14 protein-coding genes are annotated in these 16,259 nt (G+C 35.6%); 2 read left to right on the top strand and 12 right to left on the bottom strand.

Annotation, left to right across the window (positions count from 1 at the left end; translation table 11 throughout):
* From hydG to BUB90_RS04835, 9 genes are all read right to left on the bottom strand, one after another.
* The gene (hydG, locus tag BUB90_RS04795) at positions 1-1,419 is read right to left on the bottom strand and encodes a [FeFe] hydrogenase H-cluster radical SAM maturase HydG (RefSeq protein WP_073283666.1); all 1,419 of its coding nucleotides are present in this window, start codon (positions 1,417-1,419) and stop codon (positions 1-3) included.
* 57 nt (positions 1,420-1,476) lie between these two features.
* Positions 1,477-2,514, bottom strand: a complete 1,038-nt coding sequence (hydE, locus tag BUB90_RS04800) for a [FeFe] hydrogenase H-cluster radical SAM maturase HydE (protein ID WP_073283669.1) — start codon at positions 2,512-2,514, stop codon at positions 1,477-1,479.
* A gap of 74 nt (positions 2,515-2,588) precedes the next feature.
* The gene (locus BUB90_RS04805) at positions 2,589-2,834 is read right to left on the bottom strand and encodes a TM1266 family iron-only hydrogenase system putative regulator (protein WP_073283673.1); all 246 of its coding nucleotides are present in this window, start codon (positions 2,832-2,834) and stop codon (positions 2,589-2,591) included.
* A 203-nt stretch (positions 2,835-3,037) separates the two neighbouring features.
* Positions 3,038-3,490, bottom strand: coding sequence for a DUF3888 domain-containing protein (locus BUB90_RS04810; protein WP_073283677.1), 453 nt, complete (start codon positions 3,488-3,490; stop codon positions 3,038-3,040).
* Between the two features lie 76 nt (positions 3,491-3,566).
* Positions 3,567-4,904, bottom strand: coding sequence for an MATE family efflux transporter (locus BUB90_RS04815; protein WP_073283681.1), 1,338 nt, complete (start codon positions 4,902-4,904; stop codon positions 3,567-3,569).
* A 319-nt stretch (positions 4,905-5,223) separates the two neighbouring features.
* Complete coding sequence (locus BUB90_RS04820; protein ID WP_084139090.1) at positions 5,224-6,009, bottom strand: DUF6612 family protein; 786 nt, start codon at positions 6,007-6,009, stop codon at positions 5,224-5,226.
* A 328-nt stretch (positions 6,010-6,337) separates the two neighbouring features.
* A complete protein-coding gene (locus BUB90_RS23785; protein WP_073283684.1) occupies positions 6,338-6,721 on the bottom strand; it encodes a hypothetical protein in 384 nt (127 codons plus the stop codon).
* A 223-nt stretch (positions 6,722-6,944) separates the two neighbouring features.
* Positions 6,945-10,115: an isoleucine--tRNA ligase gene (gene ileS / locus BUB90_RS04830; protein WP_073283688.1), complete on the bottom strand. Its 3,171-nt coding sequence runs from the start codon at positions 10,113-10,115 to the stop codon at positions 6,945-6,947.
* A gap of 468 nt (positions 10,116-10,583) precedes the next feature.
* Positions 10,584-11,255 (bottom strand): hypothetical protein, encoded by a 672-nt coding sequence (locus BUB90_RS04835; RefSeq protein WP_073283691.1) that lies wholly within the window; start codon positions 11,253-11,255, stop codon positions 10,584-10,586.
* A 223-nt stretch (positions 11,256-11,478) separates the two neighbouring features.
* On the opposite strand from BUB90_RS04835, the gene BUB90_RS04840 reads away from it, so the two are divergent.
* A complete protein-coding gene (locus tag BUB90_RS04840) occupies positions 11,479-12,474 on the top strand; it encodes an SPL family radical SAM protein (protein WP_073283694.1) in 996 nt (331 codons plus the stop codon).
* Positions 12,475-12,641: 167 nt separating this feature from the next.
* Positions 12,642-13,235 (top strand): hypothetical protein, encoded by a 594-nt coding sequence (locus BUB90_RS04845; protein WP_073283697.1) that lies wholly within the window; start codon positions 12,642-12,644, stop codon positions 13,233-13,235.
* A 138-nt stretch (positions 13,236-13,373) separates the two neighbouring features.
* Here BUB90_RS04845 and BUB90_RS04850 read toward each other — a convergent pair whose 3' ends face one another.
* From BUB90_RS04850 to BUB90_RS04860, 3 genes are read right to left on the bottom strand one after another with little or no spacing between them, the layout of a single operon-like run.
* Entirely contained in the window at positions 13,374-14,963 is a 1,590-nt protein-coding gene (locus BUB90_RS04850; RefSeq protein ID WP_073283700.1) for a DUF4153 domain-containing protein, read from the bottom strand.
* 52 nt (positions 14,964-15,015) lie between these two features.
* On the bottom strand, positions 15,016-15,228 hold the full coding sequence (locus BUB90_RS04855) for a helix-turn-helix domain-containing protein (RefSeq protein ID WP_073283703.1): 213 nt from the start codon (positions 15,226-15,228) through the stop codon (positions 15,016-15,018).
* A 25-nt stretch (positions 15,229-15,253) separates the two neighbouring features.
* Complete coding sequence (locus BUB90_RS04860; protein ID WP_073283706.1) at positions 15,254-15,733, bottom strand: DUF2975 domain-containing protein; 480 nt, start codon at positions 15,731-15,733, stop codon at positions 15,254-15,256.
* Positions 15,734-16,259: the final 526 nt, after the last annotated feature.

Consider the following 16,259-nt stretch of genomic DNA (forward strand, 5'->3'; position numbering starts at 1 on the left):
TTAGAATCTAAAATCTCTCTTTCCATGTTCGATATCATAGATATGTTCCGTAGCAATCTTCTTAACCTTATCATTCGGTATATTCTCTAATTCTTTAGCAATCAATTCATAGCCTAACTTCTTCGTTTGGTCACTTGCGTAATCTTCTAGGTATTCTTTTAATGTCATCAATGCATTCGGATGGCAACAGTTTTGGATCTGCCCACTCTTACATAGACTCATAAATCGATCCCCCGTTCTGCCTTCACGATAACATGCCGTACAGAAACTAGGTAGATATCCAATTTCCATTAACCAATGAACCACCTCATCTAATGTTCGCTGATCGCTAACATCAAATTGAGCAGAATTATCTTCTTTTGCTTCCTCTTCATGATAACCGCCTACACTTGTCCTTGATCCACCGCTAAGTTGCGAAACACCCGCATGTAACACTTTCTCACGTACTTCTTTACTCTCTCTTGTTGATACAATCATACCGGTATATGGAACAGCTACACGAATACATGCTACGATTTTTGCAAACATCTCATCCGTTATACCATTGTCAAATACATCTGGATCAATATCATCTGCACGACGTATTCTAGGAACACTAATTGTATGAGGTCCAACCCCATGTACAGCTTCAAGATGCTCTGCATGCATTAATAATCCCACTAATTCATATCGATATAATTCAAGCCCAAACAACACACCAATTCCGACATCATCAATTCCACCTTCCATGGCGCGGTCCATGGCTTCCGTATGGTAGTTATAATTATGTTTTGGTCCCGTTGGATGTAATTTCTCGTAACTTTCCTTATGATATGTCTCTTGGAATAATATATATGTACCAATTCCTGCTTCCTTAAGTTTACGGTAGTTCTCAACTGTGGTCGCTGCGATATTCACATTTACACGACGAATTGCACCATTCTTATGTTTAATACTGTATATGGTTTTGATACAATCTAAGATATATTCAATAGGATTATTCACAGGATCTTCGCCTGCTTCAATTGCTAGACGTTTGTGCCCCATATCCTGTAGCGCGATTACTTCTTTGGCTACCTCTTCCTGAGTCAATTTCTTTCTAGCGATATGTTTATTCTTCAAATGGTATGGGCAATACAAACAACCATTCACGCAGTAATTGGATAAGTACAATGGCGCAAACATAACAATTCGATTTCCATAGAAATCTTTCTTGATTTGTTCTGCCAACTCAAAGACCTCTTGAACTTTCTCAGGAATTTCACAATCTAGCAAAACCGCTGCCTCACGATGTGATAACCCTTTCCTCAATCTTGCTTTTGCAAGAATTGCATCAATAACCTCTACATTATTCTTGTTTTCTTCCGCGTACTGAAGAGTCTTATTAATCTCCTCATGATTAATAAACTCCTCCGCGTTAAAAGATTTTACATCATACATGTCATTCATCCTTTCTTCTGGGGTAGGTCTGTGATAACGCATCGCTTTCCCATTAGTCTATATTCTATAGTCGCCTCGATCTACCACTAATTGATACCCGATGCTCTCCATACGTCTCCCAAGGCACATACGACATTCTGCTGCCTCATCTCCCGTACAGATTTTATTGTCATATAACATATATTTTTTCCGAACATCGGTTGGCGACAAGTTTGGCATAACTACATTAGCACCCGCTAAAATTCCTTTTTCTCGGCCTAGTGGGTGAATGGTTCCAAGTGCAGTCGTTGCAGGTAGCAACACATGTGGATGTATAAGTCTAATAATACTTAATAACCGTAGTGTCATCTCTAGCGTTCCCTGTATCTGGTCAGCAAATGGAGTATCCTTATGGGGGATAAATGGTCCTATTCCTACCATATGTGGTTCTAACTCTTTAATAAATTCTAGGTCATCAATTAAGTTATCCACAGTCTGCTCCGGTGAACCAACCATAAATCCACAACCCACCTGATATCCTATGTTCTTTAAGTGGATAAGACACTGCTTCCTCTTCTTCAGTGACATCTCACTTGGATGTAACTTACCGTAATGTTCCTCATTCGCTGTCTCATGTCTTAGTAGATACCGGTCTGCCCCTGCATCAAATAAACGTTTATAGCTATCGTAACTACGTTCTCCTAAAGATAATGTAATTGCACAGTCTGGATATTCCTTCTTAATAGAGCGAACAACCTCCTCAAGTCGATCATCTGTAAAGTAGCTGTCCTCTCCTCCTTGTAAGACAAAGGTTCGAAATCCCAGTTCATAGCCGGTCTTACAACATAGTAAGATGTCCTCCTCAGTTAATCGATACCTAGAAGCATTCTGATTCGATCTCCGTATCCCACAATAGTAACAATCATTCTTACAATAATTTGTAAACTCAATTAACCCTCTTGTGTAGACATCATGACCGTAGATCTGATGGCTCACGTCTCTAGCCTTTTGTGCGAGATACTCTTGTTCCTCCTCAGTAATATTGGTTAATAACTCTTGAAATTCATCTCTTGATAACATATGATTCTCTGCTAAACGATTGATTATATTCTTCATAGCCACCTCACAATATATTAATTTTAGGGATTTGAGAAACTCTTTATATTAACGAATGTATCTCAATTCCTATATTAAACATTAGAATACGCTGTCTTAGCGCTAACTCCTGATAATCTTCCAATCTTTCCTGCTAATGCACTTATAATGTCTTGTGGTGCATCAATTGCTATACTGATGATATTAATCTTTCTTTCTCGATACGGTATCCCCATCCGTCCAATAATATATGTACCATATTCATGAAGAAGCTGATTCATCTCTTCAATAGAATCATTACTTTCCACTATAATTCCAATGACAGCTACTCTAGTTTCCACGTTAATAAACATCTCCTTTCCGGGAATAAATACTACATAAAAATACCCTTAATTTGCATAAGCGCACTAAGGGTATTAACATACGATTTATGTTTTTACTCACGTCTTTTGATTTGGAACGTATCCTTACCATCAGTACGATCTTATTGATTATATTTTATCATTTTGTATATATTTGGTCAAATGATACTTAGTAAATTCGTTTATTTTTGTATATCTCTATATCGATCAGGAAGTTCGTAGTCCTTAATATGTTTATGTTGTTTCAAGGTTAAATCACCTGCATAATCCACAACATATGTTAGTTCATCATATCCAACAGCATCATGTGGTCCGATTACGGGAGTGATACCCACCAACATCTCATAACCGGATTGGATCGGCCTAAGATGCATCAACTTCATCTCATATAAAAAATACTCTAAAGGTACTATGAATCGTTTATCATAGTATTCACTCAAATCTTTTTCAATATTATTACGTAACAACGCTACTATTGTCTGTGACTTAAGATCTTCTTCTGAAACTGCTTCCATTGAAAGCGTCTCTACTTTTTTCTGTTCCATATAGTCTGCCGTACATAAAATTACAGCAAATAAAAAAAGTAGAACACATACAATTGATTGGAAGGTTGACTCCGTAATTGGTTTTTGCATAACTTCTCCCACTGCCCTTATTCATACATTTATGCATATGCGAATAGGTTTGTGGATATGCCAAGCCAACTAGTCTTTATTGTTCTAGTCTCTTCAATCTTTTTACTTCTATTATAATATATATTAATGCAATGATTGATGCTAATCCATCTGATAGCGCATTGCTAATATAGATACCATTTACTCCACGCTTAGGTGCAAGAACAAGTATTGCTGGTACTATAATTACTCCATAACGCAAAAAAGACAACATACTACTTCTTTTTGCCCTGCCAACCGCCTGAAAATACTGTGAACTTACGGTCTGTAAACCGATCAGTGGTAACATACATAAATATATCTTAATACCTACCGATGCATTCTCTACTAAAATCGGATCATCGGAAAACATACCTACTATCCCACTTGGATAGACCTGTATTACTATAAACAAAATTGCTGATAACACAAATCCATACAAGAGTGCCAGTTCTAAGGATCTTCTTACTCGGTCATATCTCTTTGCACCAAAGTTATATCCACATATTGCATTGTTCCCCTGAACAATTCCGAATATGACCATATGGTAAAAACTAAATATACTCGCCATAATTGTAACTGCCGCAATATCTAGATCCGTACCATAACGTAGCAAACTATTATTTATAAAAACATTCACTACTGTAGCAAGTACTTGTACATAAAAAGATGGAAGCCCCATCCTAAATGCTTCTATAAGCAATTGACCTTCATGATTGACCTTACACTTTCTCAGATGAATCATGAAATCCTTTCTTTTCATAAATACGTAAACCACATATATGGTTAGTGTCGCCTGAGAAATAACCGTTGCAATTGCCGCTCCAGCAATACCAAGTTTAAATACAAATATAAAAATTGGATCTAAGATGATATTAAGAATCGACGTTACGACTATGATATTCATTGATGTTTTCGCCTGACCAATGGATCGTAATGAATTGTTTAAACAATAGCCCGGTATTCCAATTATGGAACCAACAATTATAACTACAATATATTCTTTCGCATAAGGATATACTTCTTTTGATATAGCTAGCAAATCTAAAATCGGATCAAGAAAAATCATAAATAATCCGGCAAAAACAATTAAAAACACTATGATGGACTTAAATGCTAAATATAATATAGCTTCTGCCTCTTCCTTTTTCTCCTCACCTAACTTAATAGAAATGAGTGAAGATGAGCCAACGCCAACTAACAATATAAATGCCATCTGTAGAATCTGTATAGGCATTGTTATACCCACTGCTGTCAATGCATATGAGCTTATCTTACCTACGTATATCCTATCTACAATATTAAATATAGCACTACTTAGCATTCCAAGAATAGCTGGAATACTAAGTTGCCATAATAACCGATTTACTTTTTCTGTTCCTAAATTCTGTTTCACTTTGATTCCCTTCCTATAATATTGATATCATTATTGAAATAGTAAATAATTCTCTTACTTAGTATAGTATCAGAAACAAAGCATCTATACAATCTTCTTTCACCTACTAACCCGTTTTCCCTTTATTATGAATACTTAAGTTTCTAATATTGTTTAAGAACTTAATTATTCCGACTTAAAGAAAGTCTACATTATGATTATAAGGTCTTTATAAGGATTATTAAGTCTTTCCTATTTCGTATTAGCTTAATAATCCATTGTTAAAAGGGCTATCCATTTTATTCTCTTGGATACCCCTTTTTTCTCTCATATACAATTCTTAATATATCTCACTCGGATCAACTTCTGTATATCCTTCTAAGTCAGGAAGTTCAATTGCTTCTACTGATTTCCCTGGATTACGATAAACCATATCCATGTCCATATTCATCTTCATTGCTTGGCCTTCTACATCCAGATCAAGTACAAGACTCATCTTAACTGCTGAAAAATATCCATCTTTATTAATTGTTGTCTCTACATTTCCCTCAATTCCCGAGTATGAACCACTATCAATATCAGTACCTAAGTCTGCCAACATATTCTTAATATATTCTGTCATCTTTTCACCATCTAACTTAAAGGTAACAATTGTATTATCACCTTCCTTAGTAGCTACAATGTCTTTCATATACTTCGATAAGTCACCTGTCTGCATGGTACTCTCATTAACTTTATCGAGCATATCTGCGTAATTCATTGCGTACTTCATCTTCTGCCCGAAAGTTTCAACATAATAATATCCGTCAGTATAGAACATTTTCATATCCAAATCCATGCCCAACATAGACATCTTAGTATCAGCAAGATACTTCATATCTTCTGTACCTGCTCCAGTCATTTTAATGTCCATATCCATACTCATATCCATGGTTTCTTCGCCTTGAATCATTGCCATTTTCAAATTTGCCGTTGCAGCCATGTCTTTTAAATCAGCCATTTTCTTTGCTGCCTCTTCATACATGATTGCTGGATCAACACTTTTCGTTGCTTCCTTACTTTTCGAACAGCCCATTAAGCTTAATACCATCAATAAACTTAATAGAAATACGATTCTCTTTTTCATATAACCCTCCATACTGATAAAAATTAGGTGAATGCTAAAATACCATTTACTTATTTCCAAGTTAGTATCCCAATATACTTCATTGGTTTTATAGTATCAATTGATAATACTTATATCCCATATTCTATCCTTTTTTAAGGAATTTTAAAAGGGATTGTTGAAATATGTTTTTTTAATACGTTTACACACCAGTAAAAAGACAATCTTTATGGTATTTTATAGATTTACGCATAATACATATCCGCACTCTACACATGCCTTTAAAAGATTGTCGTTTTACTGTTACATCTCACTTTATTGAATTTTAATCTAAACTAAATACGTGTATTTATCTACGATTACGATCTCTAAAGAACTCGCGGTCTCTGAAAAGGTCTGTTAAATCTCGATCTCTAAAGAAGTCTATAACACCATCTCTGAAATCTCGGTCTCTAAAGAAGTCTCGATCTTCATCCCTGAAATCCCGATCTCTAAAGAAGTCTCGATCTTCATCCCTGAAATCCCGATCTCGGTCCCTATCCATGTCTCGGTCCCTGAAGAAATCTCGGTCTCGGTCCCTGTCTCGGTCTCTGAAGAAATCTCGGTCTCTATCTCGGTCTCTATCTCGGTCTCTATCTCGAAAACCATCTCTATTAATAGGCATTATAGGAACTTGCTTAACTGGTTGCTGCAATTCTTGTTCACTAATATGTCCACAATCCTCATACTTCATCATAAATCTCCTAATCATTACTTTTTATACACATTAAATCATATGCATAATAACATCAACATGTTCTTGCAACAGGAGGAAAGTCCAAATCATTTTACTAAAAATTAAAAGGGGGTTCTTTTTTCCTTTATAGTATTTCTTCCGATTTGAGAAGTTTCCTAATAATAGATAAAAGGCTACTCCCAACCCATTATCAGGTTAAGAGTAGCCTTCCTTTATAAAATTACATTACCTTCTCAACACCAAGTACAGTATTCTCACCATTCAAATCCCATTCTTTTGTAAATCCACTCATAGTACCGATATGGATTTCTTCTGCAAGAACCTCTGATTTGATTTGGTCAGCATTCTTCTTGATTACTTCTTTGATAACATCATTACCGTCTTGGTATACAACGATATGATCCATTACCTCAAAGCCAGCATCTTTACGCATTGTTTGAATCTTACTGATGATTTCACGTACATAACCTTCTTCGATTAATTCTTCCGTAAGGTTTGTATCAAGTACTACTGTGATACCATAATCCGAATTTGATTCATAACCTTCCATCTGTGCTGCGTCTATTAATAAATCTTCTTTATCAAGAACTTCTTCTACACCATCAAGTGTAATCGTAAGTTTGCCTGTTTCGTTAAGAGAATCCATAGCTGCATTGCCATCAAGGTTTGCTAATACTTCTTTCAATGCATTTAATTGTTTACCAAATCTCTTACCAAGGGTACGAAGTTGTGGTTTGAAACTATAAGAAGTGAAGTCTCTTACATCATCTGTGAAAGTAACTTTCTTAACATTTAACTCTTCTTCGATAATTTCCTGGAAGTATTCTGATAAGGAAACATCACCTTTTACATACATGTTGCCAATTGGTTGACGGTTTTTGATGTTAGCAGTGTTTCTACAAGCACGGCCAAGTACAACGATATCCAGTACATCTTCCATATTCTTCTCAAGTTCTTTATCAATGTGAGCTTCATTGTACGCTGGGAAGTCACATAGATGAATACTTTCTGGAGCTGTTTTATCAATACTTCTTACTAAGTTTTGATAGATGTCTTCTGTCATGAAAGGTACCATTGGTGCTGCTGCCTTACAAAGTGTTACTAAGGAAGTGTAAAGAGTCATGTAAGCATTAATCTTATCTTGTTCCATTCCTTTTGCCCAGAAGCGTTCACGACAACGTCTTACATACCAGTTACTTAATTCATCAACAAATTCTTGTAATGCTCTTGCTGTTTCTGGAATCTTATACGCCGCTAGGTTTTCATCTACTGTCTTAACTACTGTATTTAATTTAGATAATAACCATTTATCCATTACAGATAATTTATCATAATCTAATGTGTATTTTGTTGCATCAAAGTTATCGATATTAGCGTATAATACGAAGAATGCATACGTATTCCATAGAGTCCCCATGAATTTACGTTGACCTTCCATAACTGCTTTTCCATGGAAACGATTTGGTAACCATGGTGCACTATTAACATAGAAGTACCAACGGATTGCATCTGCGCCGTATTGGTCTAATGCATCGAAAGGATCTACTGCATTTCCTTTTGATTTGGACATCTTCTGCCCATTCTCATCTTGAACGTGACCAAGAACAATAACATTCTTATAAGGTGCTTTGTTGAATAATAATGTTGATTCTGCAAGTAAGGAATAGAACCAACCTCTTGTTTGGTCAACTGCTTCTGAGATGAAGTCAGCAGGGAATTGTTGTTCGAATAAATCTTGATTTTCGAATGGATAGTGATGTTGTGCGAATGGCATTGCTCCTGAATCGAACCAACAGTCGATAACTTCAGGTACACGTTGCATCTCCTTACCACATTTCTCACATGGGAACGTAACAGCATCGATGAATGGACGGTGAAGTTCAATGTTATCAGGACAATTGCTCGATAATTCTTTAAGTTCTGCAATGCTTCCGATAGAATGCATATGTCCACATTCACATTCCCATACGTTAAGTGGAGTACCCCAGTAACGATTACGGCTAACACCCCAATCTTGTACGTTCTCTAACCAGTCACCGAAACGACCTTTACCGATGCTTTCTGGAATCCAGTTAATTGTGTTGTTGTTACGGATTAAGTCTTCCTTAACAGCGGTCATCTTAATGAACCATGATTCTCTTGCATAGTAGATTAATGGAGTATCACATCTCCAACAGAATGGGTAGCTGTGTTCGAATTTAAGCGCTTTGAATAATAATCCTTTTTCGCCTAATAGACGGAATACGATTTCATCAGCCTTCTTACAGAATACGCCTGCCATATCTGTACATTCTGGTTTCATTTCACCTTTTTCGTCTACTAATTGAACGAATGGAAGATCATATCTACGACCAACTTTCGCATCGTCTTCACCGAATGCAGGTGCAATATGAACAACACCGGTACCATCTGATAATGTAACGTAAGTATCGCATACTACATAGTAAGCTTTCTTAGTTGGTTCTGCGTAGCCAAATAATGGTTCATATTCTTTGTATTCTAAGTCAGTACCAACGTAATTTTCTACGATTTCATATACGCCATCGATTACAGAAAGTAACGCTTCTGCTAAGATATAGTATTCTGTTTTAACAGCAGTATCTTCTTCGCCTTCTTTAACAACATCACCTTTTGCGTTAACAGAAACTTTTACTTTAACGTAAGTTTCATTTGGGTTAACACATAGCGCAACGTTTGATGGCAATGTCCAAGGAGTTGTTGTCCATGCTAAGATGTATTCGTCTTCTACATCCTTTAATTTGAATTTTGCAATTGCTGATTTTTCTTTAACATCCTTATAACCTTGCGCTACTTCGTGTGAAGATAACGGAGTTCCACATCTCGGACAGTAAGGAACAATTTTGTGCCCTTTGTATAATAATTCTTTATCCCAGATTTGCTTTAATGCCCACCATTCAGACTCAATGAAGTTATTATCATAAGTTACATAAGGATTTTCCATGTCTGCCCAGAAACCAACTGTAGCTGAGAAATCTTCCCACATACCTTTGTATTTCCATACGGATTCTTTACATTTATCAATGAATGGTTCCAAACCGTATTCTTCAATTTGTTCTTTTCCATCTAATCCTAATAATTTTTCAACTTCAAGTTCTACTGGAAGTCCATGTGTATCCCAACCAGCTTTTCTAGGAACCTTGTAACCTTTCATTGTCTTATATCTAGGAATCATATCCTTGATTACTCTTGTTAGAACGTGACCAATATGTGGTTTACCATTCGCTGTTGGTGGACCATCATAGAATGTATAAGTCTCTCCTTCTTTTCTTGAATCAATACTCTTCTCAAAGATCTCGTGATCTTTCCAGAACTTCTCTACGTTTTTTTCTCTCTCAACAAAGTTAAGATTCGTGGATACTTTATCGTACATGATTTCCCTCCTAAATTATGATTAAAATAAAAAAACTCCCACCCTTAAACAGGATGAGAGCACTATGCTTTCATGAAACCACCTATTTAACATACTCCGTCTAAGACTTTTATATGTGCTCCGATAACGGCGGAATCCGGCGACGACCTACTTGATTTAAGAACACCTTAGCGTTCTACCTCTATCTGAGATACATTCTTTCAGTCTGCTACTTCGGAGTGATATTCACAATCTGTTACTCCCATTCGGCTTCCACTGTCCCGAACTCGCTTTTGGTTTCTCTTAATTGCTACTGTCTCCATCAACGTATTTTGGTGCTATATTTTATTATTTTTTATCATAGTATAGGATTTGGTAAATGTCAAGGGGTTTTACCACTTAAAAACTGTACTAGCATAAGTTATCTGACTATAACTATGCCAATATTAATTTTATGAGTCTCTTTTACCTTCTTAATATCTCTGATAATTACTTCTGCAAATTCCTACTGTAATTTATGTAGACTGCCCAATCCCCATAATAGGTAATAACCGCTTTCTTACCGTCTTTTGTTATCGTTAATGTAATTTTATTAATAGCACTTTTTTCTTTTGGTGACAGATTCTTATTACCCCTTGCTTCTAACTCTTCACAATACGCATATAATTTCTTTTGTTCTGATTTAGAAAGAGATGATATCCTGTCTTTACTTTTCCAGGTAATTACCTCTCCTGAATTTTCTGTCTTATCTGATTTTGGTTTACCAAGTTCCTTCTCCATATTCGCTTTCAGAGTATCAGCATCAAAATCATCATATTGTAATACAACTGCTGATAATGCATTCACAGGGTAACTATGTTCATCTTGCGTATTTAATTCTCCATCTGTAATTAACAGATTCACGATCCCCTTCATCCCATATGCCTCATAAGCATCGCTTAAGCGGACTATGGTGTAAGCGGAGTTTTCTTTCGGTTCAATGATTTTTGCATTTTGTGTTGTTAATTGCAAAGTATTAACAACCTCCTGAAGACTCATTCCCCAAGTAAGCTTGTCAAACATAGGTATATAGCCATACTGTTTATTTTGTTTTCCACAACCACCGAAAGTCAAAATAAGCAATACCACCATACAACTAAGAATGAATGGCTTTTTGCTCATACTACCTCCTCTTCTCCTTCCTATAATAATTGTTCTCGTCATTTACGAAACCTAGTTAACAAATTACCATTATTAGGATGTTACTTATGTCCCTATTATAGCATTATTAACTTCTTCAAATCTACCATGTTTCATATTCTTTTTTTTACCTTTTGTGACAGTATCTATAGTGAAATTAGATATTTCTGCACATACTATTATAAATTACTCAAAGGAGAATCTTATGCGTCCCACACAAATCTATTATGAACCAAATATAGAGCAATATACTTTAGGAAAAGAACTAAAAGAAAAATTCTCTGATATTCCTTGGATTCCTATTGAAAATCATAACAATATCGAAGAATTACGCTCAAAAGAAAACTCGGAATTTCGTAACTTGAAACAGTTATTGATTATTGGTACACGTAAAACTCATAAATATGTTGAAAACCACAAAGTTTCCGATTACTTAGTGCCTTATACCTCATCTGGTTGTACTGCCATGTGTCTTTACTGCTATCTCGTTTGTAATTATAATAAATGTTCATACCTTCGTCTTTTTGTTAATCGAGAACAGATGATGGATCGCTTAATTCGATATAGTACCCGTAGCGATAGGGAACTCACCTTCGAGATAGGAAGTAATAGTGATTTGATTTTAGAGAACGAGGTTACAGGTAACTTACCTTGGACTATAGATAATTTTACAAAATGTAAAAAGGGTAGCATTACGTTCCCAAGTAAATTCAGTATGGTTGATCCTTTATTACCTCTGAATCATCAAGGTAGAGTAATCTTTCGTATGTCCGTTAACCCGGAGGAGGTAATTCGGAATATCGAACTTGGCACTTCTTCCTTAGATAAACGTATCGAAGCAATTAATAAAATGGCCGAAGCAGGTTACAAAGTAGGTATACTCGTCGCACCTGTTATTATGGTGGATAACTGGAAAGCGATATATTCCCAGTTATTCGATCGTTTAGAAGCCGAACTTTCTGAAAAGATGAAAAAACAAATGTTCATTGAAGTGATTTTTATGACGTACAGCTTTGTTCATAGAAAAATTAATGCTGAGGCATTTCCTGAATCTATCGAACTCTTTGATCAGGAGAAGATGACTGGACGTGGAATGGGAAAATACTGTTATCGGAATACCCTACGGTCAGAGGGAGAGATTTTCATTCATGATGAATTAGAACGACGCTTTGGTCCTGGTAGGATTTTGTATATCTGTTAATGTTTTTACTTCTTCTTTCCGATATTCATTATAGAAAAGATATCCGAATATAAAAAATTTTGTCGAGACTTCTTGATACAATTTATTGAATTCGGTTCATGGATGGGTATAGACAGAATGGATTTTGTCCTTTTCAAATTCTTGTATGGTTTGAAAGGAGTATAATTATGATTGCAACTACTAATTCTTTAAACACGGTATCTTCCTATTGTAACGAATTATTAAAAAAACAGGTAGATACTACTGGATCTGGTTTTACGTTAACTAAGGAAGAGAAAGAGAACTTCCTATCTACAGTCAAAACAGACACCTATACTTCAACTAATAGCTCTTTTACCAACGTTACAGCTACCTCTGATGTGTACACCAATCTAATCTATAACAATGTAATCAATCTATCCAGGCAATCTCCCTATGGAGCTATGGCTAATGCTTCTAATCTTATTGCTTACAATGGTGTTACTTATCAATATTCTTCTACAACTAACTGTCTATGTCTTGGCGATATGAAAGAGGAAGATAACATTCTAAGCATTCCCTTATCAACTGGAGATACCTTGCTTGTAAATCGTAATAACCTTGACGATTTAGCAAAATCAATAGGTATGTTTGTTCCAGCAGATCAAAAGCGTATAATGGATGCAATCTATACGGATGCTAAATGTCGTAGCAAGCAAGTTGAAATCGAAGCAAAAGAAAACGAAGTGTTGGATTCGCTTTTCAAAGACCCTTCAGAAAGTAAAGAAGTTTCTAATGAATAGAATAAAGTGTTAAAAAGACAATCTTTCATAGGTTGCGTGTGAATAGCGAATATATATATTCTCGAATATTATATATTCGCTATCCGCATACAAACCATGAAGATTGTCTTTCTAATAGTGTGTAGAGCACTTATAATTTTACTTTAACTCTGCCAATTTATCGAGTGCACTTTGGTATGCTATATAGTTACTTATATTGAAACCTCGAATAGATGAATTATATTCGTTCACAATCCATTGAAAATACAATTCATAATTCTCTTTACTATCCTCCTCATATCCATAGTCGTATTCGTTGTCCTCTTGATCTACTAAAAGTCGATCTTCTGATAACTCTGCAATAGCTGGTGTTGCATCTAACGATAAATACGTAAGGTACCTGAAATTATCTGATGTCATATATTCATTTGCATTAATATTATATTTGGCTATAACGTAATCCATTCTTCCAAAACTCAAGATCATATAAGCAACTAACGCAGTGGTAAAAAGCCATTTGCCAATTCTGAACTTAGAATGGTAGACATAATACATCATCTGTCCCACAACAAACACTAAAAAGATAAGGAACCATAGTACTAGAAAACGTAGCCTTGTCAGGTCATATACCTTCACATATAGAATCATACGATAGGCCGATGAGATTATCATGACCACTGTACATATACTTAACACAAGAAGGATATGATTTAATATCTTACTTGGCATACATTTAATCTTTAACAATAGAACTAATCCAATATTAATTACAGCCACCCATAGTAGTTGTAGAAATCCTTGCCTAGCATACTCTGCGTATGTAATTCCTTCTGGCAATTCGAATAGCCCCCCAAACAAATAAACAATTTGAATACTACAGAATAGAATATACGTAACAGCGATGATACCCGTCATAATAAGAATCGCATCTGGCTTCCATAGTCTATATTGCTTCTCTTCTGTCTCCATATATCGGATATAGCACGAACAAATTAAACCATAGAATAGAATTGCTGGTATGAATATAAAACATGCACCCCTAATAATCTGGTATCCATTGGTAATATTAATTGCTTGGAAAGGAAAGCGTAATATATTACCAAAAACGGCATCCGCCTGTGAAAGCAGCGGCAAAACTACTCCTAGAAATACTGTTGCAAGTACAATTCCTAACGTAATACTCTTACTCTTCTCAAAGTTGCCTCTCTTAAATCGAATCTTCCCCTTTGAATGTTTAAAGAAGTATCTAGAACAGACAAAGGTGCCTGAGACACATCTACCAATGGTCATTATAAAACCTTGTATTCCCATCACTTTATCTGCAAGATAACATCTACATAAGGTAATCAGATATAAAATAATAATTCCAACTGTGTTAAGGAAGATTATTAAAAAATTAGTTGTTAGAACCGTTGATATCGCTAGTAAAAAAGAACAAGCTACATATCCCGCACAATGTTTATTAAACAGTATTCCTTGGCTCTTCATCGTCTTCCATGTAATAGCATACAAACCCACTAGAAACAACGGATACACGAATCCTGCTATATTAATATAGAAATCATAGAAACAGAAATAGAATAGTAGGCCAAGCAAGATTGCCCCCACTAAGTATTTTCCTGCTTCTGCTGCTATGGAATTTAATTTCTCGATTCTTTTCTTTTGCTCTTCACTTCTTCTAAGCGCTTCCTGTTGCCAGAGATCCTTCGCCTCTATGGAAACCTTATTACCTTCTGATTGCATATCCATAATAAAAAGCAGCTCCTTTCTACCTCATACATCTATCTTATATGACCCTCTTTTATTTTTCGTCAGGTACAAACTCAAGCACATCACCTGGCTGACACTGCAAAACCTCACATATCTTATCCAATGTATCAAAGCGTATGGCTTTTGCTTTTTGATTTTTCAAAATAGATATATTCGCCATTGTGATTCCTACTCGCTCTGATAACTCTGTTACACTCATCTTACGTTTCGCTAGCATAACATCAATATTAACAATAATTGCCATGAATTCTCCTCCTGGTTCCTCCTAACTATATGGTTAAATCATTCTCGTCCTTCATCTTACTTGCTTTTTGTACCAAATGTCCCAGTACTGCCGCTATAACAGAAATTGCGATTCCTTCAATAACAACAAGGATACCTAGTACAAGAATGCTTATATGCATCATTTGGAACACACTAAAGAGTACAATGCCTAAAAACAATAGGAAACTATCTACGATTGCTAACTTACTAATGATCGCTAATGCTTTCGCATTCTTTATAGAGAAAGAATTGTCATTCCTAATCTCATTGCAAATCCCCCAGAATATACCTAATACAACATAACAAGGGATTCCTAATACCCATATAAATAACAACCATGGCATATACCACCCCGAATATCTTGAGTTCAAACATACAATATCCCTTCCATAGGCTGGTATAACTAGAAACAATATAATGGTAAGCATAACCGTCACTAGTATCGTGATGCATTTTAGCCATTTTGATAGTTTTTGCTGATTCATAACAAACCTCCTGATTTCCAACTCATTTTCCTTAATTATACTACTACCATTCTGAATGTCAATAGTTTTTTATCGTTTTACGATATATTTTTATTGTAAAATACATACTAAAACTACTATAGACTGAGTTGTAGCACGAGATGCCACTTTGTAATTCGAAACGCAGTTTTTGTATTCGAGAAGTAAGACTTTGTAAACGAAAAGCCACTTTTGCAAGTGAAATGTAGAGTTTTGTAACTGAGAAGCCATATTTGTAATCTAAATGCAGTTTGATTTTCAGCTTTTTCTGCTGTATGATGATAATTATAGGCATGCCAAAGGGAGGTCGACTCCCTCTCGATTTTTTTGTAATCGGAGAATCCACCCCTTTATTCCTTAGACAGATAAATGGTTGGCGGCACGTTAATAATTATTTTTTGAGAAGTGCAGGTTTTAGCATGATGTCGCCGGCGGCTACCGGCTTACATCCAAGCTTTTCTAAAACATCTTCTCCATGATAAAAGCTGAATGTTTCGTATGGGCTACG

The organism is Anaerosporobacter mobilis DSM 15930 (genome assembly GCF_900142955.1).
GTDB classification, from domain to species: Bacteria; Bacillota; Clostridia; order Lachnospirales; family Lachnospiraceae; genus Anaerosporobacter; species Anaerosporobacter mobilis.